24 protein-coding genes are annotated in these 21306 nt (G+C 36.0%); 12 read left to right on the top strand and 12 right to left on the bottom strand.

Annotated elements, in window-relative coordinates:
* Positions 1 to 297: 297 nt before the first annotated feature.
* From ACRD7B_RS12935 to ACRD7B_RS12925, 3 genes are all read right to left on the bottom strand, one after another.
* Positions 298 to 1323 carry a glycoside hydrolase family 2 protein gene (locus ACRD7B_RS12935; RefSeq protein WP_430824991.1) on the bottom strand — a complete coding sequence of 342 codons (1026 nt, stop codon included), beginning with the start codon at positions 1321 to 1323 and terminating at the stop codon, positions 298 to 300.
* Positions 1324 to 1353: 30 nt separating this feature from the next.
* On the bottom strand, positions 1354 to 2412 hold the full coding sequence (locus tag ACRD7B_RS12930) for a beta galactosidase jelly roll domain-containing protein (protein WP_430824990.1): 1059 nt from the start codon (positions 2410 to 2412) through the stop codon (positions 1354 to 1356).
* A 120-nt stretch (positions 2413 to 2532) separates the two neighbouring features.
* Positions 2533 to 2898: a hypothetical protein gene (locus tag ACRD7B_RS12925; protein WP_430824989.1), complete on the bottom strand. Its 366-nt coding sequence runs from the start codon at positions 2896 to 2898 to the stop codon at positions 2533 to 2535.
* A 330-nt stretch (positions 2899 to 3228) separates the two neighbouring features.
* On the opposite strand from ACRD7B_RS12925, the gene ACRD7B_RS12920 reads away from it, so the two are divergent.
* From ACRD7B_RS12920 to ACRD7B_RS12900, 5 genes are all read left to right on the top strand, one after another.
* Complete coding sequence (locus ACRD7B_RS12920) at positions 3229 to 5202, top strand: sensor histidine kinase (RefSeq protein ID WP_430824988.1); 1974 nt, start codon at positions 3229 to 3231, stop codon at positions 5200 to 5202.
* Positions 5203 to 5385: 183 nt separating this feature from the next.
* Positions 5386 to 7023, top strand: a complete 1638-nt coding sequence (locus ACRD7B_RS12915) for a carboxypeptidase-like regulatory domain-containing protein (protein ID WP_430824987.1) — start codon at positions 5386 to 5388, stop codon at positions 7021 to 7023.
* Complete coding sequence (locus ACRD7B_RS12910) at positions 6995 to 7393, top strand: ribosomal maturation YjgA family protein (RefSeq protein ID WP_430824986.1); 399 nt, start codon at positions 6995 to 6997, stop codon at positions 7391 to 7393. Before ACRD7B_RS12915 ends, ACRD7B_RS12910 begins: the two co-directional genes overlap by 29 nt.
* A gap of 66 nt (positions 7394 to 7459) precedes the next feature.
* A complete protein-coding gene (locus ACRD7B_RS12905; RefSeq protein WP_430824985.1) occupies positions 7460 to 8056 on the top strand; it encodes a DJ-1/PfpI family protein in 597 nt (198 codons plus the stop codon).
* Positions 8057 to 8062: 6 nt separating this feature from the next.
* Positions 8063 to 8494, top strand: coding sequence for a hypothetical protein (locus tag ACRD7B_RS12900; RefSeq protein ID WP_430824984.1), 432 nt, complete (start codon positions 8063 to 8065; stop codon positions 8492 to 8494).
* 122 nt (positions 8495 to 8616) lie between these two features.
* Here the strand turns inward: ACRD7B_RS12900 and ACRD7B_RS12895 are convergent, their stop codons facing one another.
* The 3 genes from ACRD7B_RS12895 to ACRD7B_RS12885 are packed head-to-tail and all read right to left on the bottom strand — an operon-like array spanning position 8617 to position 11602.
* Positions 8617 to 9336, bottom strand: a complete 720-nt coding sequence (locus ACRD7B_RS12895; RefSeq protein ID WP_430824983.1) for a hypothetical protein — start codon at positions 9334 to 9336, stop codon at positions 8617 to 8619.
* A gap of 34 nt (positions 9337 to 9370) precedes the next feature.
* Positions 9371 to 10063 carry a response regulator transcription factor gene (locus ACRD7B_RS12890; protein ID WP_430824982.1) on the bottom strand — a complete coding sequence of 231 codons (693 nt, stop codon included), beginning with the start codon at positions 10061 to 10063 and terminating at the stop codon, positions 9371 to 9373.
* 3 nt (positions 10064 to 10066) lie between these two features.
* Positions 10067 to 11602 carry a sensor histidine kinase gene (locus tag ACRD7B_RS12885; protein WP_430824981.1) on the bottom strand — a complete coding sequence of 512 codons (1536 nt, stop codon included), beginning with the start codon at positions 11600 to 11602 and terminating at the stop codon, positions 10067 to 10069.
* Between the two features lie 222 nt (positions 11603 to 11824).
* Here ACRD7B_RS12885 and ACRD7B_RS12880 point away from each other — a divergent pair, with 222 nt between their 5' ends.
* Both ACRD7B_RS12880 and ACRD7B_RS12875 read left to right on the top strand, forming a co-directional pair.
* Positions 11825 to 12634 (top strand): PIG-L family deacetylase, encoded by an 810-nt coding sequence (locus ACRD7B_RS12880; protein WP_430824980.1) that lies wholly within the window; start codon positions 11825 to 11827, stop codon positions 12632 to 12634.
* A gap of 29 nt (positions 12635 to 12663) precedes the next feature.
* A complete protein-coding gene (locus ACRD7B_RS12875; protein WP_430824979.1) occupies positions 12664 to 13524 on the top strand; it encodes a polysaccharide deacetylase family protein in 861 nt (286 codons plus the stop codon).
* A gap of 6 nt (positions 13525 to 13530) precedes the next feature.
* Here ACRD7B_RS12875 and ACRD7B_RS12870 read toward each other — a convergent pair whose 3' ends face one another.
* From ACRD7B_RS12870 to ACRD7B_RS12860, 3 genes are read right to left on the bottom strand one after another with little or no spacing between them, the layout of a single operon-like run.
* Positions 13531 to 13911 (bottom strand): hypothetical protein, encoded by a 381-nt coding sequence (locus ACRD7B_RS12870; protein ID WP_430824978.1) that lies wholly within the window; start codon positions 13909 to 13911, stop codon positions 13531 to 13533.
* Between the two features lie 12 nt (positions 13912 to 13923).
* Positions 13924 to 14295 (bottom strand): DUF1801 domain-containing protein, encoded by a 372-nt coding sequence (locus ACRD7B_RS12865; RefSeq protein WP_430824977.1) that lies wholly within the window; start codon positions 14293 to 14295, stop codon positions 13924 to 13926.
* Positions 14296 to 14304: 9 nt separating this feature from the next.
* Positions 14305 to 14652, bottom strand: coding sequence for a translation initiation factor (locus ACRD7B_RS12860; protein WP_430824976.1), 348 nt, complete (start codon positions 14650 to 14652; stop codon positions 14305 to 14307).
* Between the two features lie 124 nt (positions 14653 to 14776).
* On the opposite strand from ACRD7B_RS12860, the gene ACRD7B_RS12855 reads away from it, so the two are divergent.
* Together ACRD7B_RS12855 and ACRD7B_RS12850 are read left to right on the top strand one after the other, a co-directional pair.
* Positions 14777 to 15469: an HAD family hydrolase gene (locus tag ACRD7B_RS12855; RefSeq protein ID WP_430824975.1), complete on the top strand. Its 693-nt coding sequence runs from the start codon at positions 14777 to 14779 to the stop codon at positions 15467 to 15469.
* A gap of 2 nt (positions 15470 to 15471) precedes the next feature.
* Positions 15472 to 15639, top strand: a complete 168-nt coding sequence (locus ACRD7B_RS12850) for a PQ-loop domain-containing transporter (protein ID WP_430824974.1) — start codon at positions 15472 to 15474, stop codon at positions 15637 to 15639.
* Between the two features lie 40 nt (positions 15640 to 15679).
* Here ACRD7B_RS12850 and ACRD7B_RS12845 read toward each other — a convergent pair whose 3' ends face one another.
* From ACRD7B_RS12845 to ACRD7B_RS12835, 3 genes are all read right to left on the bottom strand, one after another.
* A complete protein-coding gene (locus ACRD7B_RS12845; RefSeq protein WP_430824973.1) occupies positions 15680 to 16042 on the bottom strand; it encodes a hypothetical protein in 363 nt (120 codons plus the stop codon).
* 160 nt (positions 16043 to 16202) lie between these two features.
* Complete coding sequence (gene rbr / locus ACRD7B_RS12840) at positions 16203 to 16778, bottom strand: rubrerythrin (protein ID WP_430824972.1); 576 nt, start codon at positions 16776 to 16778, stop codon at positions 16203 to 16205.
* A gap of 114 nt (positions 16779 to 16892) precedes the next feature.
* Positions 16893 to 17591 carry a flavin reductase gene (locus ACRD7B_RS12835; RefSeq protein ID WP_430824971.1) on the bottom strand — a complete coding sequence of 233 codons (699 nt, stop codon included), beginning with the start codon at positions 17589 to 17591 and terminating at the stop codon, positions 16893 to 16895.
* 268 nt (positions 17592 to 17859) lie between these two features.
* Between ACRD7B_RS12835 and ACRD7B_RS12830 the strand changes: the two genes are divergently transcribed.
* Genes ACRD7B_RS12830 through ACRD7B_RS12820 form a run of 3 tightly spaced genes read left to right on the top strand, consistent with a single transcriptional unit; the run spans position 17860 to position 21177 of the window.
* The gene (locus tag ACRD7B_RS12830; protein WP_430824970.1) at positions 17860 to 18693 is read left to right on the top strand and encodes a sulfide/dihydroorotate dehydrogenase-like FAD/NAD-binding protein; all 834 of its coding nucleotides are present in this window, start codon (positions 17860 to 17862) and stop codon (positions 18691 to 18693) included.
* Positions 18694 to 18695: 2 nt separating this feature from the next.
* Positions 18696 to 20180 carry an NADPH-dependent glutamate synthase gene (gltA, locus tag ACRD7B_RS12825; RefSeq protein ID WP_430824969.1) on the top strand — a complete coding sequence of 495 codons (1485 nt, stop codon included), beginning with the start codon at positions 18696 to 18698 and terminating at the stop codon, positions 20178 to 20180.
* Positions 20181 to 20184: 4 nt separating this feature from the next.
* Entirely contained in the window at positions 20185 to 21177 is a 993-nt protein-coding gene (locus ACRD7B_RS12820) for a dihydroorotate dehydrogenase-like protein (protein WP_430824968.1), read from the top strand.
* The last annotated feature ends 129 nt before the right edge of the window (positions 21178 to 21306 follow it).

The raw sequence follows: 21306 nt of genomic DNA, 5'->3' as shown, positions 1-21306 counted from the left end.
AAGTGGAGGCTTAAGTCCCCTTCAGGGGATTTAGGGGTAACAAATATTGAAGTTAGTTACAAATTATAAGTTTCAAAGATTCTTTTTTGACTTTTACGACACCCTCTTTTTCAATCATCATTTATTATTAAATCATTTCTTTTGAGCGTTCTCAAAATTGTATGAATTAATCTGTATTCGTTTAACCCTAGCAAATGTAGACTATAGCTTGCAAGATTCTGTCACTATTTTGTCATATGATGTCACCATTTTGTCATCAAAGTTGCATTGGATTAGATTTTAATACTAGATTGTTATCTAGTGCTCATTTCTGATTTTATTCCAGAAGTGGATATACTTGTCTTGTGTCATTATGCCTACAGGCCCTTCATAAATACCTCCCGTTAATCGGGCGTCATAAACTCTAACAGCAATTACTACTTCATCGTTTTTATCTAATACATGGGGTGGGATGATATAACCACGCAGACTTCGGTATGCTTCACTGTAAATAAAATGATGAGGTTCAATCTCTCCTGTTTGGCCAATTAGTTCGCCATTAATATACACTTCATCTACGTCATCAATTTTTCCAAGAATGAGTACCAGCGATTCGTTTTTTAATTCGTTCGGTAGACTAAGCTTCTTACGATACCAGGCAATGCCATCGTAATACTCATAGCCCTGATCTTCCCATGCGCCCGGAACGTTTATTGCATCCCAGGTATCATCATCGAAATTAATGTTTTTGTAATTATGATTGTCGCCTGTTTGAAATTGCCATCTACCTTCAAGGGATAAATCGAGCATCAAGGGACGTTTGTTATGAAGTAGACCTATATTGCCAGATACAATACCACCTGCATTATAGAAATCATACACGCGAACGGCTATAATATTTTTACCACCATATATTAAGTTTTCCATGGGTAGTTTGTACAGGCGATGTGCATTGTATGCTGTTTTTTTATCCGGAGGAAAACTACCAGTACTTCCAATTAGTTCACCGTTTAAATAACATTCGTCAACGTCGTCGATGTAACCTAAGTCAAGCCATAATTCTTCTTCGCTAGCTGCATCCGACAGATGAAAGGACAGACGATACCAGGCATAACCATCGTACCCGTTAAAACCTTGGTCTTCCCACGAATTAGGTACATTTATTTTCTCCCAATGCGAGTGGTCAAAATCATAGCTTTGCCACTCGGCTTTATCACCTATTGAGAAATGCCATTCTCCCTTTAGTGATTTGTACATTCTTAGGTCGCGCTCTTGGGCTGATGCAAATGAGCCAACAATGAGGGCTATGGTAAGGATGCTTATATATTTACTTGCAAATTGCATGTTTGTCGTTTTTTTAATGTCTTCTATGTCTTATTCATTAACCCAATCCCAAAAGCTTTCCCAGAAATCTTTCTGACTTTCAATGGTGTGGTCTAATTTTTTAGCTTGTTCTTTGGTCAGAAGGCCAATTGGCCCTTCGTATATGCCACCGTCTAACTGATAATCGCGAACTTTTACGGCTATCACATTCGGGTTATTGCTTGATAACAAACCTTCGGGTATTTTATAGATGCGTGTTTTACGATAAGCGGTTTGTTTCCACGAGGCCGTATGCTTGTCGAAGGTCTCGCCAATTTTTTCTCCATTGAGGTATACCACATCTTCGTCATCAATTTTACCCAGTGTTAGGTAGAGCATGTTTTTATTCAAATTGTCTGGTAAGTAAAATGATTTGCGATACCAGGCAATACCGTCCAATTCTGGCCATCCCTGATCTTCCCATCTTCCTGGTACTTTAATGTTTTTCCAATGCGAGTGGTTGTATTTGTATTCCTTATACTCCTTTTCGTTTGAACTGGTAAAGTGCCAGTCTCCTGCAAGGTTAAGGGCAAGGTAATTATCGGATATGTCTTCATATATACCAATAGGGTTGCCAATGATACCACCATTCAGATACAAGTCGTAAACCCGTATGGCTATTACATTTTCACCAGTTTTCCACAAGGCCGATGGTATCTCATAATTACGTTCTTCTCGAAATGCCGTTTTTGTGTTTGGAGGGAAACCTCCTGTACTTCCAATCAGTGTTCCATTAAAATACACTTCGTCAGCATCGTCAATGGCGCCTATTTTGATGAAGAGTGTGTTGTTAGGTCGTTCGTTTACGATGATTTTTCTTCGGTACCATGCAATGCCATTATAATCGTCGTAGCCTTGCGATTCCCAGTTTTGTCCTACTTTGAGCTCAGCCCAATGTGCATCAATAAAGGATGCATCTTTCCATTGGGGGTAATCACCTACTGAGAAATTCCAATAGCCATTGAGCGAGTACTTTTTAACCAGTATCTGTGCCGAGGTATTGTTTCCTAACAGCAGTATGGCGATGAAGAATAGTAATGATATTTTATATCTATTGACGATGTTGTTCATGTTGATGTGTTTTCAGCGTATTAAAATATCATTTATATATTTAATTTGATAATGTTTGAATGCTTAGTTGTATAAAAGAAATGGCGATTTCTAATTATTGTACGCTAAGTGCTGCATTTTTCAAGCTGGTTGGTGTTCAAAGTTCAATTCTAATTTAAACATTTTACCTGCCATTTTTGGGTCTGCTTGAATCTCTTCCTTATTGATGGTTGTTTTAATGTACTCCATCAATTGTTTGTCTTCGCCCTTAACTTTGTAAACTTCAACTTGGTTTTCAAGATTGATCACACAAATCAAGGTTACTTTTTCTTTACAATCAGGTTTCAAATATTCGTATGTTGGACCTTCTAAAGCATGACGCACTTCGCGTTTCATTTTGCGACAACATTTTTTCATGTCCTTTTCAGGTGTACTTCGTGCTTCAACTTGTGTGAAACCAAATCCGAATAATAAAGCTGCTGTAAGTGCTAATGTTAACTTTTTCATGATGTTTTGTATTAGATTATTAATTATTACATCAGCAAATGTAGAGTAGCACTAACACCGTTTCGTCACATTCATGTCATCCCTTGTCATTAAATGTCACAGAAATGTCATCAGAATCATTCTTTGTCATGATTGTTATTGTAATTGACTGTTTGTGAGGGTTAAAGTTTGTGGTTGGAGTGTCGTTGTTATAGTCAGATATTTTTGATTTAATACTGATATTAATGTTTTTAAGGCAAGCTATCTGTATATATTACAAAAATTGATAACTTCAAATAAAAGTTGCTAAGGCTTCTAAACACTTAATGAACAAACAATTTATTGTGAGCTATGAGTAAAGTACTATGTACTCTTTTATTGCTATTTGTAGCATTATCAATGACCAAATCGCAGGATACGGTTAGAGTTGGTGCGTTTAATCTTTATCCTGGAATTTTTCTGGATACGGATGGGGTGGTTAAGGGCTTTTATGTTGATGCGTTAAACAGTCTTGGTGAAAAGGAGAATATAGAATTTGTTTATGTCTACGGATCGTGGGATGATGGCTTGGCACGTATGAAGAGTGGTGAGGTTGATATGCTAACAAGTGTTGCTATTACGCAAGATCGACTTAATTATATGGATTACACATCCACACCCTTATTAACTGTTTGGAGTGAAGTGTATGTGGATCAGGATTCTGAAATAAGAGGAATTTTAGGTTTGGAGGGTAAAACTATTGCCATCATGAAAAGTGACTTTAATGGCGGTTTTTTAAAGCAACTCACAACGAAATTTGATGTTAGCTGTACTTTTGTGGAAACAGCTGATTTTGAAGAAGTATTTAAGTTAGTTAGTAAGGGGCAGGTGGATGCTGGTGTAGTGAATAATACCTTTGGTGCGCCTAAGTCGGTGCAATATGGTTTACTGACCAGTGGTATCGTTTTTAATCCCTTTGATATTTTTTTTACAGTGAAGAAAGGGGCAAATGAATCTTTGTTAAACCTCTTAAACCAATATCTGAATGATTGGAAGCATGATCGAAACTCGGTTTATAACCTTGCATTACAAAAATGGTCGCACGATAATGTGGGCGCTATTGAAGTGTTGCCCCAATGGTTGAAGGATGCTATATATTTTGTGGTACTGCTTGTTTTGGTGTTGTTGGTATTTGTGGCCTTACTACGTTATAGGGTTAAGGTGGCTGTGCGGAAAGTAAAATACAGTGAGCGCTTGTTTAAGACTTTTATGGAAAACACACCAGCCTATGTGTATATAAAAGATCATAACCTTCAACACATTTATCGCAATCGAATGGTTGATCGTGTTAATACTGCATCTCCGGAGGATAAAAACAGTTCAGCTAAAACCATTTTTGAAGCCCATGTTGCGAGGATGGTTGAAAAAACGGATCGTCAAATTATAAATTCAGAATTAAATCAAACAAACATTCAATATCAATGTAAATTAAACGGTAAAGATACTTGGTTGCACGATTATAAGTTTCAATTAGACTTACCTGATAATGATTTGGCCGTTGGAGGTGTTTCGTTTGATATTACTCAATTAAAAGAAACCGAATTTGAATTAATTAAGGCCAAAGAGAAAGCTGAAGAAAGTGATCGGCTTAAATCTTCTTTTTTAGCTAATATGAGCCATGAGATTCGTACACCGATGAATGGTATACTTGGGTTTTCTGAATTGCTTAAGGATCCTGGGTTGAATAACGAAGAAAAGGAACAATACATAGATGTTATTGAGAAGAGTGGAGCCAGGATGTTGAATATTATTAATGATATTATTGATATTTCTAAGATCGAATCGGGACAAATGATTGTCAATAAAACTGATTTAAACATTAATATTCTACTAGATGATTTAAACAGTTTTTTTAATGAAGAAGCAAGCAGAAAGAAAATAAAATTGACTTTGCATAAAGCATTAGCCGATAGTGAGGTGAATTTGCATTGTGATGGTGATATGTTTTATGCTGTACTTTCTAATTTGCTTAAAAATGCTTTGAAATATACTTTCGAAGGTCGCATTGAGTTTGGTTATACACTTAATGCTTCACAAGAAGAATTGCAGTTTTATGTGAATGATACCGGAATAGGAGTTGCTCCCGAGAAACAAAAACTAATATTTGAGCGCTTTATCCAAGCCGATATTGAAGATAAAATGGCTTTGCAAGGCGCTGGACTAGGTTTGGCTATTTCCAAAGCCTATGTTGAAATGTTGGGTGGCAAAATATGGGTTGAAAGTGAGTTAGGAAAACAGAGTACCTTCTTCTTTACTTTACCTTATAAGACTTCTGGGCTGCAATAAAAGAATCAGACAATAAATCTTGCCTGTTTTATATTGCTAGCAATTACTTTCATATACATGGATTTGTAAAGTCTTAAATACCCTGTATTGTTAATTTATGTTTTTGATACTGTAGCTGAACAATGGTATAATTATTGCTTGCTATGTAGCTTGTTTTGTGTAATCATTGCTAAACCTTATTTAATGAAATCTTTGCCACCTACGTTTGATCTATTAAACAATTACTCTAAAAACAAAAGAACGAAAGCATATAGGTTCCTTGCTTTTGTTTTAATCTTATTTTCACATTTTTTAGTTCATTCACAATCTTCTGATTTTATTTATGGTAGATTAATTGACACTAATAGCGGTGAAGGAATACCCTTTGCTACAATAATTGTGAAAGATTTAGGAAAAGGTGTTATTAGTAACTTTCATGGTGATTTTTCTATTCCCCATTACATACAGCAACAAAATGATACACTTTTGATATCATGTATCGGCTATAAATCTAAGGCCATTAGTTTAAAAAGCTTGAGGAGCCAAGAGGTGAATACTATAATGCTCTCAGTAGCTATCACAGAATTGGATGAAGTTGTGATTAAAGCAAGAAAAAAAATAAAGTCTTTGTCTCCTCGCAAACTAGTGAAAAGATCAATTGAACAAATACCAATAAATTACCCCAGCTCGCCTTTTTCTTATATTGCATATTATCGGGAATATAAAATGAAAAACGATACCTATTTTAATCTTAATGAAGCATTGATTGAAAACCTTGACTTTGGTTTTCATACCTATGACCAAAGAGATAGTAAAATGCGCTTATTGGAGTATAAAGTTGATAATACATTTGAGCGTGACCCAACTCTGGATATAAAATATGACAATGTTGATGCGAAATTCATTCCTGATGCGCATATACACCCTTGTGGTGGAAATGAACTGACGATGTTGATGATTCATGATGCACTAAGAAATTACGAACACGATACATATTCGTTTGTATATGTATTGAAAGAAAATTTTATTAGTAATCATAAATTTAAGCTGGCAGATATTATACAAATTGATGATGGTTCTTTATATGTTATTGATTTTAAATCAAGGAAAACTCTAAGTGATAATAAATATTTAGCCTTTGGTCAGATATTTATTAATAGAGATACTTATGCAATTCATAAATTATTCTATTCTGTATACAATATTCAAGAAAAAGAAAAGCAACTCATCTTCAATGTAAATGTTGAATACGCAAAGAAGAAAGATCTTATGTATCTCAATTACATATCTTTCAATAACGTTTTCAAAATTCCCAATCCCAAAGATTATGCTGTTAAAGAAATAGTATACAATCTTGACAATAAAGGTATGTCTATTACATTTAATAATCCAAATGACTCTATTGTAACTTTTAAACGGTCAAATTATAAAGTTAAAATTGATGATAAGAACGTACCCATAAAACAAATCATTCAAGACTCTATAAGTAATAGGAAAATCCAACTTGTACTAGATAATGTCTCTGACTTTCCAGAAATAGATGAAAATGATTCAACCAGAATAAAAATTGATTTTAAGAACTTAACTGACATTGATGGCCGCCTATTGAATGATCGAACATATTTGACTTACAATCAATATCGAGAATTGTTTGTTCAACAGGTACAAACCTTCGGTGAAGAGAAGTCTATGTCTTTAATTGATAAGTTTTTGCCTTTAAAGAACAATAAAATCTCTGAATTTATAGAACCTCAAGAGTATTGGATGAACACTCCCATAAATAAAAAGAACATCAATGTACCAATAATCCCAAATGACGAAAAAGAAATTCCAACGAAATAGATTTCATTATCTTCTTTTTATTCTAACTACAGTAGCACTGGGTTTAGCATCTCGCACAGATATTACCCCTCAACTAATATATCCATATATCGGTGATATATTGTATGCAGTCATGTTCTTCTTTATTATTGGTTTCTTATTCCCAAAGAGGAGTTCGTTGTGGGTGATAGTAATTAGTGTTATGGCTTGTTATTCGATTGAATTGCTTCAGCTTTATCAAGCCGAGTGGATTAATAATATACGAAGCTATAAATTGGGCGGTTTAGTTCTTGGTTATGGTTTTCTGTGGAGCGATATGCTATGTTATAGTATTGGTGCATTATTCGGCTATCTAGTAGAGCGTTTTTTGTTGACGAAAGCTGTACTTTAGTGAGCGTAAAGAAAATTGAACTATTTATGAGTTTTTATATTTAAACCTTGATACTTTTTAATTCATATGAAGAAAGTACTATTATTTCTAGCCAAAGGTTTTGAAGCTTACGAAGCCAGTGTGTTTACCGATGTAATTGGTTGGACACGTGAATTGGGGATTGACCCGGTTGATTTAAAAACTACGGGTTTCCGAACAACTATTCCTTGTTATTGGAACTTAATTGCTCAGCCCGAGATTTTGTATGATGAGGTGAATGTAGATGATTACGATGCTTTGGCTATACCGGGTGGAGGTCATGAAGCTGGTTTTTTCGAAGATGCCTATGATGAACGTTTTCTTAATCTGATTCGTGAATTTGATGCCAAAGGTAAAATCATAGCCTCGATATGTGTGGGAGCTATGCCAGTGGGTAAAAGTGGTGTATTGAAAAATAGAAAAGCAACAACCTGGGATTTAAACGAAGGACACCGGCGTAAGCAACTTACTGAGATGGGCGTGAATGTTCAGGATAAGCAATTGGTAGTTGACAATAATATTATCACTTCCACAGGACCAGCAACTAGCCTAGATGTTGCTTTTAAGTTATTAGAGATGCTGACAAATGAAGCACATGTGCTTGCTGTGAAAAAGGACATGCGATTTATAGTGGATAATAAATAAGGTTTAATGATAATTGAGTTTTTGAATTTACAGTTTGAAGTATTTCCTTTTAAAGGGGATCAAGTAAACTTCTATCTAATTGGTATTTCTATTCTAGTAATTTTTATTTATGGGTATCTGCAATTAAAGAAGCATTATACGCACCTAAGTCTATTAGATAGCTTTATTAATGAGTTCTATAAAGACGAGGGATTAAGTGTATTAAGTATTTCGAAATACAGTTTTGCGGATAGAATTAAATATGGTGTGCCTGTTAGCCCATTCATAGGTTTTGTTAATACAGGCACAAGTTTCTTTATGAAAAGAAATGCCGTTAATGTGTTTCGAATTGTGGAATTAAGTAATTCAAATGGTAAAGAATATATTTGTTACCTTGAGATTACCTTTCTTAGTGGTGATAGATTTAGCCTTAAGGAGATTGATATGTATGAGTTTTAATAAACTAACTCAGTTAGATTATCAATATTGTTTTTTATTGCAGGAAGCACATTTCAGCTTGCAGGAGCATGTTTTTTCTTTGCAGGAAACCTATTTTAGGTGAAGGAGATAGTTTTTATTTTTTAAATACCCTTCCTGTAAGTAGAATGATACTCCCTGTAATAATTAACCCTATAACGCTTAATTTTTTGCTTATCCTGATGGAAAATATACAAGCCACATTCACGAATAACTTTTATGCGTGAGGAGAGGAGCGTATACGCACGGTCGCGCCACTGTTTGTGCTCCGATTTTGGTACAGCTTTGCTTAAAGCTAGTTGCTCCGGTATTGAATGAGATAAATCGTGTGCTTGTTGGGTCAGTGTGGAGTCAAAATTTATGTTTTCGAGTAAGGATCTGTGATTTTTTGCCAGATTGACTAAGTGCAATAAATCAAGGGGTAGTTTCTTCTGTGTACTGTATTTATCCAGAGTTTTGAGTTTCTGTTTTAATTTAGGGTAATGGTAAAAGGCGTACTTGTAATGTCGCAACAATTCCTTCTTCAATACTAAGGCTTCACTTTTAAGTTGCAGGTATTTAATTTGTTCCTTGTTTTGTTTGTCTTCGCTCATCCACATTGCCTGACAGTAACGAAGCGCTTGGCTCAGAGGTATTAGGTCAAGCACATATTGCCATTCGAGACCAGCACCTAACAATTGAGTCTTATCATTTTTGCAAACAGCAGATAGTGTTTCCGCATCAGCACAAAATACATCAATTGGCATTTTGGGCGACCTAAGTTCGGCCTCACTAATTAACGATAGCTTTGATTGCCAACTTTTAAATGCTTCTTCGTCAGGCATAATTCATTTAAAATTGGAAAGATTAAAAACAAATTCAATATATAAAGCGATACCCCACACCGTGCACCGTTATTAGTATTTCGGGGTGATTAGGATCAATTTCTATTTTCTGACGTAATTTAAGAATGAAATTATCCACCGTACGCGCCGTAGGTTGGTAGTCGTAACCCCAGATAGCATCCAATATGCTATCGCGACTAATGGTGCCGTTTTTATGCTCTAAGAGGTAGCGAAGTATATCAAACTCTTTGGCCGTTAACTTTACCGCTTCTCCGTCGCATTGAGCTAGATAGTTTTCAAAATTAACCTCCAGCTTGCCTATTTTTATTAATGCTTCTTTTTCTTCCTGTTTTGAGTTGGGGAAGCGCCTTAATACTGCTTTAATACGAGCACTTAATTCGCGCAAGCTAAATGGCTTAGTCATGTAATCATCGCCACCCGATTCAAGGCCAATAACCTTGTCTATTTCTTCACCCTTGGCAGTTAAAAAGATGATGGGCGTTTCTATGCCCTTATGGCGAACTTGCTTACAAACATCAAAGCCACTTACTTTAGGTATCATCACATCAAGCAGAATCAGATCGTAATGGCCATGCAATATTTTCTTCAGTGCTTCGTCTCCATCATTAGCAGCATCAACTGTATAACCTTCAAATTCTAAATTATCCTTAATGCCCTGTTGCATATCAGGCTCGTCCTCTACGATTAATATATGTTTGTTGCTCATAGTTTAATAATTGTTGCTTGGAAAAATAAGAGAGAAAGTACTACCGTTGTTTTCTTCACTCTTAACTATAATATCACCCTTGTGCGAGTGCATAATGTATTTGACAATGCTTAAGCCTAAACCGGAGCCCTTCGCGTGTAAAGCTAAAGATCCTTTGGTGACACGATAAAACTTATCGAAGATATGTTTCTGTTCTTTGGAATTGATACCAATGCCATAATCTTTTACATTGAGCCAAACTTTATCCCCATTGATCTGAGTTGAAATTTCGATACTACGAATCTCCTTGCTGTATTTAATGGCATTGTCGATCAGGTTGGTGATGGATTCACCTATGGCTTCTTCATCTCCTTGTATTAGTGGAATGTCATCGCCCAATTGCACATCAACTTTAAAACCTTTATTCTCTATTTGATAGGCATAATTTCGCATCACATCATTAAGAATATCGTTGATATCGACCGGCGAAAAATTAAACTGTCGTTTGCCACTCTCGATTCGTGAGAAGTTCAGTATGTTGTTAACGATGCCAGAAAGCCGCTGAGCTTCGCGATAAATGATGCCATAGTATTTATGCTTTTTATCCTCTTCTTTTACCCGATTCATCTGAAGCGTTTCGGCGTACATGCTTATCAATGAAAGGGGAGTGCGTATCTCGTGTGAAACATTGGATACAAAGTCGGATTTTATTTTGGCCAGATTTATTTCTCTGCGAATGTTACGATAAAAGAACCAGGCACCAATTAATAATACCAGGTCAACAATAACCAAAAACAGAATGTTGTTATAGGCTCTTTTTTGGGCAACATCTTTAATAGTTGGTCCCGATGGTTGGATACCGATGCTATAGTCTGGCAATAGCCAAATGACTTTTTCCTCGGTTACCGATTCAGGAATCGTATTTATTAAGGTGCTAAAAACTATTTCACTTGATGAAACGTGGCGTATGCTTAGTACGAAATTCTCACCGGCAATGCGTTGCATACGTGGAGAAAGAATGTCTGAGATAAAACGCCTGGCATCAACCACAATGGCACACTGCTGAAGCTGTCCGTTTAAGTTGGCTATAAACACAAATAGACTATAATGTTCAAGGTTTAAATCGTAGCCCAATACTTTGCGATAGCCTTCGTTGAAATAGCTATTCAGTTTATTTATCTCAAGTTCTTTAAGTTTTATTTCTTTCTCTATCTCATTTAATAAAGTATCGTCAATCGATGTGTTGTTGTTAAGATGATCTAATAGTAGTAAATGCTCACATTGTGGATTATTGCTTATCCATTCTTTAATATTACGCTCTTGCGAACCTTCCGTCCAATTGAGCTTTTCAATATCGTTTATCCAGGCGCGTACATTATCATCTGCAAATTGGTTAAGCGAAAATAATACGGCGTCGAGCTGATTGGTATAGATACCTTCGTATAATTCTTCCTGATCATCCATCGAGTTTAATTCCAGAATCGTATACAGACTGCTTGGAACAATCAAAAGGAATAGAATAAAAAGCCAGGGGCTTATTTTGAGTTTTGTTTTTTGCATGTTGTTGTAAAGAAAGAACAAAGTAGAAATATTTAAGCACTTTGCCTAAAGATAGCTTAGTGAAGTTGTTTTTGGGGTATCTTCAAAACCTTATTAAGAAGTTTAAAAATAAGAAATAATAAAAAACCATCCTTTTATTTCCTTTTGAATAAGTGAAAAGTATTAATTTAGAGCATTGATTTTGAATAAATAATATTTACTAATTAATTTACAGATTTTACCATGCAGGTGTTTAAATTATATCTTCTTACTATAATATTAGGTGTTAACAGTTTGTGTGTAGCACAGGCGCCACAAGAGAAAAAGACAATGATGGCCATTGTAGCACATCCCGATGATGAAACCCACTTTTCGCCTTTATTAGCCAAATATGCGGATAGTCACAATGTTTATTTGGTAATAGTGACAAATGGAGATATGGGTGTACGCGATTTTGCCAACATACCCGAGGGTAAAAAACTAAAAAAGGTTAGGGAAAAAGAAGCTCAAGCAGCTTGCAAATGCCTTGGTATAAATCCTCCTGTTTTCATGAATTATGGCGATGGAAAATTGTCAGAATGGGATAATGTTTATTCGCTGGATGAGGACATAAAAGCACTACTCGACGAATATGCGCCTAATGTAATTATTACAATGGGACCCGATGGAGGTTATGGACATCCTGATCATAGGGTGGTGAGTAATATTGTTACTGAGGTTTTTCAGAATTGGGAGCTATCTAATACTAGTAGTTTGTTTTATTATACTATTACGCAAACCATACTGGATAAAACAGGTGATTTTAAAACGCCTACTGGAGACTTTTTTAAGACTAATATTCACGTGATGAATCCTGATTTTATTACGCATCAAATATCATTTTCTAAAGAAGAATTAAAGTTAGGACGTGCAGCTTTTGGCTGCCATGAATCTCAATTTACACCTGATGAAATGGACGATATTTACCAGGTAGTTGTTAAGTCAGATGGCATTATTTATTTGCGACAGTGGAATGGATGCGATGACAATAGTAAGAATGATTTGTTTGAGTAAATTTTGATATACTGCTTTAGCTTTTTATGATGTCTAACAAGAATTCGAATCAAAAGTACTTGATAATTCATGCTGATGATGCTGGTTTATCTCATTCCCAAAATAAAGCAATAATGCAGTCGCTCGAAGAAGGCGTTGTTAGTTCGTATAGCATAATGGTGCCTTGTCCTTGTTTTGATGAAATAGCGCAGTTTGCCAAACAGAATCCAGAATTTGATTGTGGTGTACATTTAACCTTAACATGCGAATGGAAATCGTATAAATTTGGACCAGTGCTTCCGGTAACAGAAGTTCCAAGTTTGGTTGATGATGATGGGTATTTTCCAATGAGTCGTGATGAGGTGAGAAAAAAAGCTAATCCCATTGAAGTTGAGAAGGAATTAAGGGCTCAGATTGATAGAATGCTATCAATGGGTATTAAAATTAGTCATTTGGATTCTCATATGTATACAATCGGCCTAAGTCCTGATTTGTTGGATGTATATAAGCGACTAGGGCGCGATTATAATCTTCCCGTGTTTTTGGATGAACACCATTTGAATGAATTTGGCATTGATATAAAACAAGAATTAAGCGCATCGGATTTTTGTGTTGATAATACCTACCTTGGCGATTATAGTATGTTTGAAAAGGGGCAATTGTCAAAGTATTATGAGCATATTTTGAATGAGCTTCCTAATGGTTTTAACATGCTTTTGGTACATCCTGCTTTTGATGATGATGAAATGAGGCAAATTACCATTGACCATCCCAATTTTGGTTCTGAATGGCGTCAGATTGATTTTGACTTTTTGAATGATAATAGGACTTCTATATTACTAAAAGAGAATAATATCCAGTTGATTAGTTGGGGTGAAGTGTTAACAAAAAAACCATGTATTGAAGATTAGAGTTTATTATTGAATGGGATGTTTCAACCACCGCTTTGCTGCTTCTAATGTCGAGAATGTTTCGTAGGTATATTTATCAATCGATTTTGATGTCATTTTATATAGTATGCTTAAGGCTGTTTCTTTTGGTTTTTCCACCACAACAGCACATTTTACTTTATCATACCTTTTAATTCTTGCTTCAATTTCCTTTATAATTGCCGGATATTCCTTTTGTTTAAAGGTAGATGTGGAATTTCTTAAATCATCAATAATATGAAGTGAATTAAGGTGGTTGAAGTCATGATCTAAGCTAACGACATATTTAACTAGGTCGTTAATGTCTACATTGCCATGGCGTTCAACGTATACTATGTCTTCGTCCTTGTCATATCTTGATGTAATCATATTGCAAGTATATTACTTTATTTTTATAGTGCCATTTTTGTACAGATCCAATGCTGAATTTAGTAGTTGTGTTATAGTGTTTAAAGGTAAGTCTATATTTGGATTAACCTTGAGTATCTTCATGCGGGCTCGGCTGCCTTTTTCTAGTTCAGCATGATTTAAATATTCGCCTTCAACAAATAGGATGTATGGTTCTCCCGATTTTTTATCCGTCCATAAATAGCAAAATGCCTTATTGAAGTAACAAAAACAAGGCATGCCATATTTTACTGTTTCGCTTACGTTTTCATCCTGATTAAGAATAATGCTGCGAAGAGCAAGAAAACAACTTTTGTTAGGTTCGTTTTGTTTTTGATAAAAAACTGTTGGATCAATTACTTTCATAACCTTTAATTAACCTCCTGACTTCTTAACTTTAAAACCTTCTTTTATAAGTAACGCAACTACCTTATCTCTAAAATCACCTTGAATTAAAATTTCTCCATCCTTGGCTGTTCCACCAACACCACACTTGCTTTTTAGCGTTTTCCCCAAATCCTTTAAATCGTCATTGCTACCAACAAAACCTGTAACGAGTGTTACTTTTTTTCCACCGCGTTGTTTTTTATCAAGCATTACACGTAAATCCTGTTGATTGGGAGCTAAGGTTTCCTGATCTTCATCTTCGTTATATTGGTAATCAAAATCCTGATTAGTCGAGAATACAACGCCATCAAGATTTTTCCACTTCTTTTTTGCCATAATAGATTTTTTTCAAAAATAATCATATTCTTTTAATTGGCTTAATATTGTTTTTTATATATCCATTTTGATGTTATAATCAATTAACGATTCATTTAAATTTCTATACTTTTGAACTATGGATATGGAAGGAATAAAGGTAATTGGTTTCGATGCGGATGATACGCTCTGGGAAAATGAGACTTTTTTTAGAGAGGCAGAGAATGAATTTGCGCACTTAATGCAGGCCTATTCTGAAGAGAAAGATGTTTTAAAAGAATTGTATAAGGTGGAAATGGATAACATGCCAATTTATGGTTATGGCATTAAGGCATTTGTACTATCACTCCTTGAAACAGCCACAATAATTACTGGTGGAAAACTGTCATCTGGCCAAGCTGAGCAAATACTGGCTATTGGCAAAACGATGCTTCACAAACCTGTTGAATTATTAGATGGAGTAGAAGAGGTGTTGAGGTTCTTATCGGCTAAATATCGGTTGATAGTTGCGACTAAAGGTGATTTGTTGGATCAGGAGCGAAAATTGAATAAATCCGGTTTGATCAAATATTTTCATCACATTGAGGTAATGAGTGATAAACATCCCAAGGCCTATCTTAAATTGATAAAGCATTTAGATATACTTCCTGAGCAATTTCTAATGGTTGGCAATTCAATGAAATCGGACGTAATACCCGTTGTTGAAATCGGAGGTTTCGGCATGCATATTCCATTTCATACTACCTGGCAACACGAGGTAGTTGAGAGCGTTCATGATTCGGTTAGAATGGTAGAATTAGAAAAGCTTACAGACGTTTTATCCTATTTTAAGTACTAATAATGATAGTATCCTTGATTGGTACCATTGCAGCCGTACTAACAACAACAGCCATGTTTCCCCAGGCCATCAGGATTATACGTGCACGAGATGTTAATAGTATTTTCTTACTAATGTACATCGCTCAAACAATGGGGATTTATTACTATAAGAGTGTGCTTAAGAGATGAATGATTCTGACACTATTATACTTTATTTTGATACTTTATCCTATTGTTTAATATAAATATCGCCACTTAGATCAAGGGTAGTTGGTGAAATAAATTCATAGTCTTCAGTCCATGTCTCATCACCTTCCTTAAAAGTTACTGTTTTTTCTGATGTGGAAAATGTATAAGTGCCTGTATCATACTGTTCATAGCTAGGGTTTAGTTCATGGTATTCGCTTTCATAACTTAAATCCTCGTTAAAAGTGCATATTTCCCAATTACTAGAACTGTATTCAATTTTCCAAACTCCGACAAAAGGATTAGGTGATTCATCATTGCTATCCTCTTTTTCGCACGAAATAAAGATAAATACAGAAAAGAAGCATATTAATGCGATTTGGAAGGTGTTTTTAATACTAGGCATATTTTGAGTTTTTACGGATGGTTATTGTTATTTTGTCAACCGCATGCCAACTGAATGAAATGAGGTTATGTGTTTCGATAAGTTCTAAAAACAACCACTCCACTATATTTCATAAAAAGAAAATAATGGAATGGTCGATACCAATTACTTATTTTGCGATCTAGTAATTTTCTTCGCTAATTTCAAAGTAAGCTTGTGAGTGTAAGCAAGCCGGGCAAGTTTTAGGTGCTTTTGTGCCTTCGTGTATGAAACCACAATTACGACACATCCATGTTACTTTACCATCTTTTTCAAATACCTTACCTTCTTCAAGGTTGCTGTATAGCTTTCTATATCTAGCCTCATGGTGAGCCTCTACTTTAGCAATCATTTTAAAGGCAACTGCAACTTCTTTAAAACCTTCTTCTTCGGCTATTTTAGCAAATTCAGGATATAACTCAGTCCATTCTTCGTTTTCACCATCCGCAGCTGCTTGTAGGTTTTCTTTAGTATCACCAATAATTCCGGCAGGAAAAGTTGCAGTAATTTCAACCATGCCACCTTCTAAAAACTTAAAGAAGCGCTTTGCATGTTCTTTCTCTTGTTCAGCTGTTTCCATGAAAATAGCAGAGATCTGCTCTAAACCTTCTTTTTTAGCTTGCTTAGCAAAGTATGTGTAGCGATTACGTGCTTGCGATTCGCCAGCAAATGCTTTTAAAAGATTCTGTTCTGTTTTTGTTCCTTTTAAACTGTTCATTTTACCTATTGTTTGAGGTTTTTATAATATCTGGGTTGATACAAATTTATGAAATAATTAATGTCAATACTTAAAGTAATTCCTATTTAGGATGGATATAAATACTATATATATTTATACGGCTTCGAACATCTCTTTGGGAGAACCACAGGTTGGACAGGTCCAATCGTCCGGAAGGTCTTCAAAAGCAATACCAGGTTCTATTCCACTTTCTTCGTCACCAATTGCAGGATCATATATGTAACCACACGCTAAGCACTTATACTTAGTCATTGTGGAATCTGTTTCTTTCGGTGTTTCCGGGCTTTTATCAATATAGGTTGGTGCATTTTTGGGAGCTACTCCTTTCTTAACTTTTCTATAGTATTCGTAGGTCAATGGATCAGCATCTGCATTTAGCAGATTGTTTTCAACTATAGTAGCAATAAACATTTTATGACTTCCAACCTCAATAACTTGATTGACTTTGCAATCGAACCATGCAATGCAATCTTCCAAAACTACTGGAGTTCCACTTTGCGCCTTGGTATAATCGATTGATTCAAATTTATCAATGTCTTTTCCGCTTTTGTAACCAAATAGGCCAATTGTTTCTGCCTTTGCATTTTGGTTTAATATCGAGATGCTGAATTTTTTTGATTGTTCAATCAGCCCACATGTAAAGTTATCGGTATTACAGCTAATGGCAATTTGCGGCGGTGATGCTGTTACTTGAAAGGCTGTGTTAGCAATGTATCCATTTATCTTTTTTCCATTGCTGGCAGAAATAACATATAAGCCATAACTAATCTTGTAAAATGCTTCAAAGTCCATAATAGTCTGTTTAAAAAGTGTCTGGTCTGATAAATTTAATCTAATTTCACATGGATTGAAAGAAATGGATTGAACTTGTTTCGATTATTTATGCGTTTTGGTCTATTTAGAATAATTGTAAATTGTATATTCGTAACGAATGTCATTCAAATACTTGAAATAAGGATTTATTTTTGATTAGTAATTGAGTACATCAACAGTCGTATCTATTACTTTCATTTTTGTTATCATTAATTGCCGTTAGCAATAAACTGATTATTTGCTTATTATGAATAAGATTATTGAAAAGGAGTTTTTTTCAGAGAACGTTGTACGTTTAGAAATTGAAGCTCCAAGAATTGCAAAGGCACGTAGAGCCGGGCACTTTGTAATAGTCAAAGTTGGCGAAACTGGTGAACGTATCCCCTTGACCATCGCTTCGGCTAATGCCGAGAAAGGAACCATTACATTGGTAATTCAGCGTGTAGGCGTTTCTTCGCGTCGAATTGCCGATTTGAATGTTGGTGACGAACTAACCGATTTGGTTGGCCCCTTGGGCGAAGCTACTCATATCGAAAATTTCGGTACTGTCCTAGCTTGTGGTGGTGGAGTAGGAGTAGCCCCATTGTTACCAATTGTTGAAGCCTTGAAGAAAGCGGGTAATAAAGTTATAACCGTTATTGCTGCTCGTACAAAGGATTTAATCATTTTGGAAGATCAGGTTAGAGAATATTCTGATGAGGTGATTGTAATGACTGACGATGGTTCGTATGGCGAAAAAGGTTTGGTAACCGATGCCATGGAAAAAGTAATGCAGCGCGAAAATGTTGATTTGTCCGTTGTAATCGGACCAGCAGTCATGATGAAATTTGCAGCCTTGTGTACTAAAAAATACGATGTTAAAACTTATGCCAGTTTAAATACCATCATGGTAGATGGAACAGGTATGTGTGGTGCATGTCGTATTACTGTTGGTGGAAAAACGAAATTTGTATGTGTTGATGGTCCTGAATTTGATGCACATCAAGTTGATTTCGACGAAATGTTATTACGCCTCAATGGTTACAAGAATATTGAGAAAGAAGCAGAACGAGAGTATCTAGATAAAAAAGAAAAGAATTAGTTATGACTGTTACTAAAGAATTTTTAAAAGCCGAAAGGGAGCAGTCCTGGAGAGTAGATATTCGTGCTTTAATGAAGAATAAGGAGCGTACTGGTTTAACTCGTGTGCACATGGGTGAGGTAGCTGCTGACGAAAGAGTAAAATCGAACATTGAAGTTAACTCTGGTTTGACTAAAGAAGAGGCAATGGCTGAAGCCCAGCGTTGCTTGGATTGTCCTGATCCAACTTGTATTTCTGGTTGCCCGGTTGAGATTAATATTCCTAAGTTTATCAAGTACATTGAAAAGGGTGAGGTACTAGAAGCTGCTAGTGTTTTAAAAGAAACCAGTGCTTTGCCTGCTGTTTGTGGTCGTGTTTGTCCACAGGAGAAACAGTGCGAAGCCAAGTGTTTTTACTGGCTTAAGATGAAAAAAGAGCCGGTAGCTATCGGTCACTTAGAGCGATTTGCTGCTGATTTTGAGCGTGAGTCGGGTCAGATGGCAGTGCCAAAAGTAGCTGAGGGTAATGGTATCAAAGTGGCTGTTATTGGTAGTGGACCTGCCGGATTAACCTTTGCCGGAGATATGGCTAAGTTAGGTTATGATGTAACCGTGTTTGAAGCCTTGCACGAAATAGGTGGTGTGTTAAAATATGGTATCCCAGAATTTCGATTGCCAAATAGCATTGTTGATGTTGAAATTGAAGTGTTGCGTAAGATGGGTGTGAAATTCGAAATGAACTTCATTGTCGGGCGTACGGCTTCCATTGATGATTTAAAGGAAGAAGGATTTCAAGGGTTCTTTACCGGTAGTGGTGCTGGTTTACCACGTTTCATGAATATTCCGGGTGAGAATTATATAGGTATACTTAGTTCAAATGAGTATTTAACTCGTATCAACCTTATGGACGCAGCCAATCCTCTTACAGATACACCTATTGTGAGTGGTAAGAGCGTTGCTGTTATTGGTGGTGGTAATACGGCCATGGATTCGGTACGTACGGCCAAGCGTTTAGGTGCTGATCGTGCTATGATTATTTACCGTCGTTCGATGGAAGAAATGCCTGCTCGTGTTGAAGAAATTAAGCATGCCGAGGAAGAAGGCATAGAGTTTATGACTTTAACCAACCCGATTGAATATTATGCTGATGAAACCGGACGGGTTAATCGCATGAAGGTTCAGAAAATGGAATTGGGTGAGCCTGACAGTTCTGGCCGTCGTCGTCCGGTTCCAATGGAGGGTTCGGAATATATGATTGATGTAGATACGGTTGTGGTGAGTGTTGGTGTATCGCCGAATCCACTTATCCCAAGTTCGCTTCCTCAGTTAGAAACAACTAAATGGGGAACTATTGTTGTTGACGAAGAAAAATTACAATCTTCCATTCCTGAAATGTTCGCCGGTGGTGATATTGTTCGTGGTGGAGCTACTGTAATTCTTGCCATGGGCGACGGACGAAATGCCGCAGCTTCAATGCATAATTATCTTCAAGAAAAACTTAACGCATAATCAAATGAAGAATTTATCAACTACATATTTAGGCATACCAATTAAAAATCCAATCGTTATTGGAAGTTCTGGTTTGGCTTCAACTATAGGAGGAATTAAGAAACTGGCCGATGCAGGTGCTGGAGCCATTGTTTTGAAATCAATTTTTGAAGAAGAGATATTAGCCGAAGCGGAACAAACCATTGGGCAGCAATTGGGGATGGACGAAAATAATCTTGAGTTTTTCGATTACTTCGATTATCAGGTGAAAAACGATGCGTTGGAAAACTATGTGGCCCTAATTCGTGAAGCAAAAGAAGCAGTTGATGTACCCATCATTGCTAGTATTAATTGTTCATCGTATAGCGAATGGGTTTCGTACGCCAATAAAATTGAAAGCGCGGGTGTTGACGGTATCGAATTGAATATATTTAAATTGCCTTACAATGTTGAAGCAACAGCTGAGGTAGTTGAGAATGTGTATTTCGATATTGTAAAGAAGGTGAAAAATCACATAAAAGTACCTGTTGGGATTAAACTAGCACCGTATTTTACTAATCTGGGAAGTACAATTAAAAGCTTATCTGAATCAGGTATTGACGGATTAATATTATTTAATCGCTTTACGTCGCTCGATTTTGATATCGAAAATGATCAGGTGGTAAGTGGAAAGGTTTATTCTCATCCTGATGAATTTACCATGCCGCTTCGATGGATATCTATTATGTCATCTCATGTGAAGAGTGATTTGGTGGCCTCAACAGGCGTTCATGATTATCGTACTTTAGTTAAGATGTTGTTGGCTGGTGCCTCCGCTGTTGAAATTGTATCAGCTGTTTATAAGGACGGCCCTGAGGTAATAAGCTGGATGCTTACCGAGATGGAAAAGTGGATGGATCGTAGAGGTTTTGATTCTATTTCAGACTTTAAAGGTCGATTGAGTCAAGGTAAGTCTGGAAATCCCGAAATGTTTGAACGTGTTCAGTTTATGCGTTACTTTTCTGGACATAAACATTAGTATAAAAGTTAATAGCGATTGGTCAGTAGTGAAGGTAATTACTACTGACTATTGCCTATGTACTACTGACTTATTTCTACTTTGATTCTTAATTATTTATTTCTATCTTTGCGCCCTGATTATTTAAAC

The sequence above is a fragment of the Carboxylicivirga fragile genome (genome assembly GCF_050589805.1).
In the GTDB taxonomy this organism is placed as follows: domain Bacteria; phylum Bacteroidota; class Bacteroidia; order Bacteroidales; family Marinilabiliaceae; genus Carboxylicivirga; species Carboxylicivirga fragile.
This window is presented reverse-complemented; position numbering and strand designations above follow the sequence as displayed.

What these genes read in the sequence shown, in the direction of transcription:
- ACRD7B_RS12935 (WP_430824991.1), bottom strand. Translation starts at nt 1,323, where the DNA reads ATGCAATTTGCAAGTAAATATATAAGCATCCTTACCATAGCCCTCATT.
- ACRD7B_RS12930 (WP_430824990.1), bottom strand. Translation starts at nt 2,412, where the DNA reads ATGAACAACATCGTCAATAGATATAAAATATCATTACTATTCTTCATC.
- ACRD7B_RS12925 (WP_430824989.1), bottom strand. Translation starts at nt 2,898, where the DNA reads ATGAAAAAGTTAACATTAGCACTTACAGCAGCTTTATTATTCGGATTT.
- ACRD7B_RS12920 (WP_430824988.1), top strand. Translation starts at nt 3,229, where the DNA reads ATGAGTAAAGTACTATGTACTCTTTTATTGCTATTTGTAGCATTATCA.
- ACRD7B_RS12915 (WP_430824987.1), top strand. Translation starts at nt 5,386, where the DNA reads ATGAAATCTTTGCCACCTACGTTTGATCTATTAAACAATTACTCTAAA.
- ACRD7B_RS12910 (WP_430824986.1), top strand. Translation starts at nt 6,995, where the DNA reads ATGACGAAAAAGAAATTCCAACGAAATAGATTTCATTATCTTCTTTTT.
- ACRD7B_RS12905 (WP_430824985.1), top strand. Translation starts at nt 7,460, where the DNA reads ATGAAGAAAGTACTATTATTTCTAGCCAAAGGTTTTGAAGCTTACGAA.
- ACRD7B_RS12900 (WP_430824984.1), top strand. Translation starts at nt 8,063, where the DNA reads ATGATAATTGAGTTTTTGAATTTACAGTTTGAAGTATTTCCTTTTAAA.
- ACRD7B_RS12895 (WP_430824983.1), bottom strand. Translation starts at nt 9,336, where the DNA reads ATGCCTGACGAAGAAGCATTTAAAAGTTGGCAATCAAAGCTATCGTTA.
- ACRD7B_RS12890 (WP_430824982.1), bottom strand. Translation starts at nt 10,063, where the DNA reads ATGAGCAACAAACATATATTAATCGTAGAGGACGAGCCTGATATGCAA.
- ACRD7B_RS12885 (WP_430824981.1), bottom strand. Translation starts at nt 11,602, where the DNA reads ATGCAAAAAACAAAACTCAAAATAAGCCCCTGGCTTTTTATTCTATTC.
- ACRD7B_RS12880 (WP_430824980.1), top strand. Translation starts at nt 11,825, where the DNA reads ATGCAGGTGTTTAAATTATATCTTCTTACTATAATATTAGGTGTTAAC.
- ACRD7B_RS12875 (WP_430824979.1), top strand. Translation starts at nt 12,664, where the DNA reads ATGTCTAACAAGAATTCGAATCAAAAGTACTTGATAATTCATGCTGAT.
- ACRD7B_RS12870 (WP_430824978.1), bottom strand. Translation starts at nt 13,911, where the DNA reads ATGATTACATCAAGATATGACAAGGACGAAGACATAGTATACGTTGAA.
- ACRD7B_RS12865 (WP_430824977.1), bottom strand. Translation starts at nt 14,295, where the DNA reads ATGAAAGTAATTGATCCAACAGTTTTTTATCAAAAACAAAACGAACCT.
- ACRD7B_RS12860 (WP_430824976.1), bottom strand. Translation starts at nt 14,652, where the DNA reads ATGGCAAAAAAGAAGTGGAAAAATCTTGATGGCGTTGTATTCTCGACT.
- ACRD7B_RS12855 (WP_430824975.1), top strand. Translation starts at nt 14,777, where the DNA reads ATGGAAGGAATAAAGGTAATTGGTTTCGATGCGGATGATACGCTCTGG.
- ACRD7B_RS12850 (WP_430824974.1), top strand. Translation starts at nt 15,472, where the DNA reads ATGATAGTATCCTTGATTGGTACCATTGCAGCCGTACTAACAACAACA.
- ACRD7B_RS12845 (WP_430824973.1), bottom strand. Translation starts at nt 16,042, where the DNA reads ATGCCTAGTATTAAAAACACCTTCCAAATCGCATTAATATGCTTCTTT.
- rbr (WP_430824972.1), bottom strand. Translation starts at nt 16,778, where the DNA reads ATGAACAGTTTAAAAGGAACAAAAACAGAACAGAATCTTTTAAAAGCA.
- ACRD7B_RS12835 (WP_430824971.1), bottom strand. Translation starts at nt 17,591, where the DNA reads ATGGACTTTGAAGCATTTTACAAGATTAGTTATGGCTTATATGTTATT.
- ACRD7B_RS12830 (WP_430824970.1), top strand. Translation starts at nt 17,860, where the DNA reads ATGAATAAGATTATTGAAAAGGAGTTTTTTTCAGAGAACGTTGTACGT.
- gltA (WP_430824969.1), top strand. Translation starts at nt 18,696, where the DNA reads ATGACTGTTACTAAAGAATTTTTAAAAGCCGAAAGGGAGCAGTCCTGG.
- ACRD7B_RS12820 (WP_430824968.1), top strand. Translation starts at nt 20,185, where the DNA reads ATGAAGAATTTATCAACTACATATTTAGGCATACCAATTAAAAATCCA.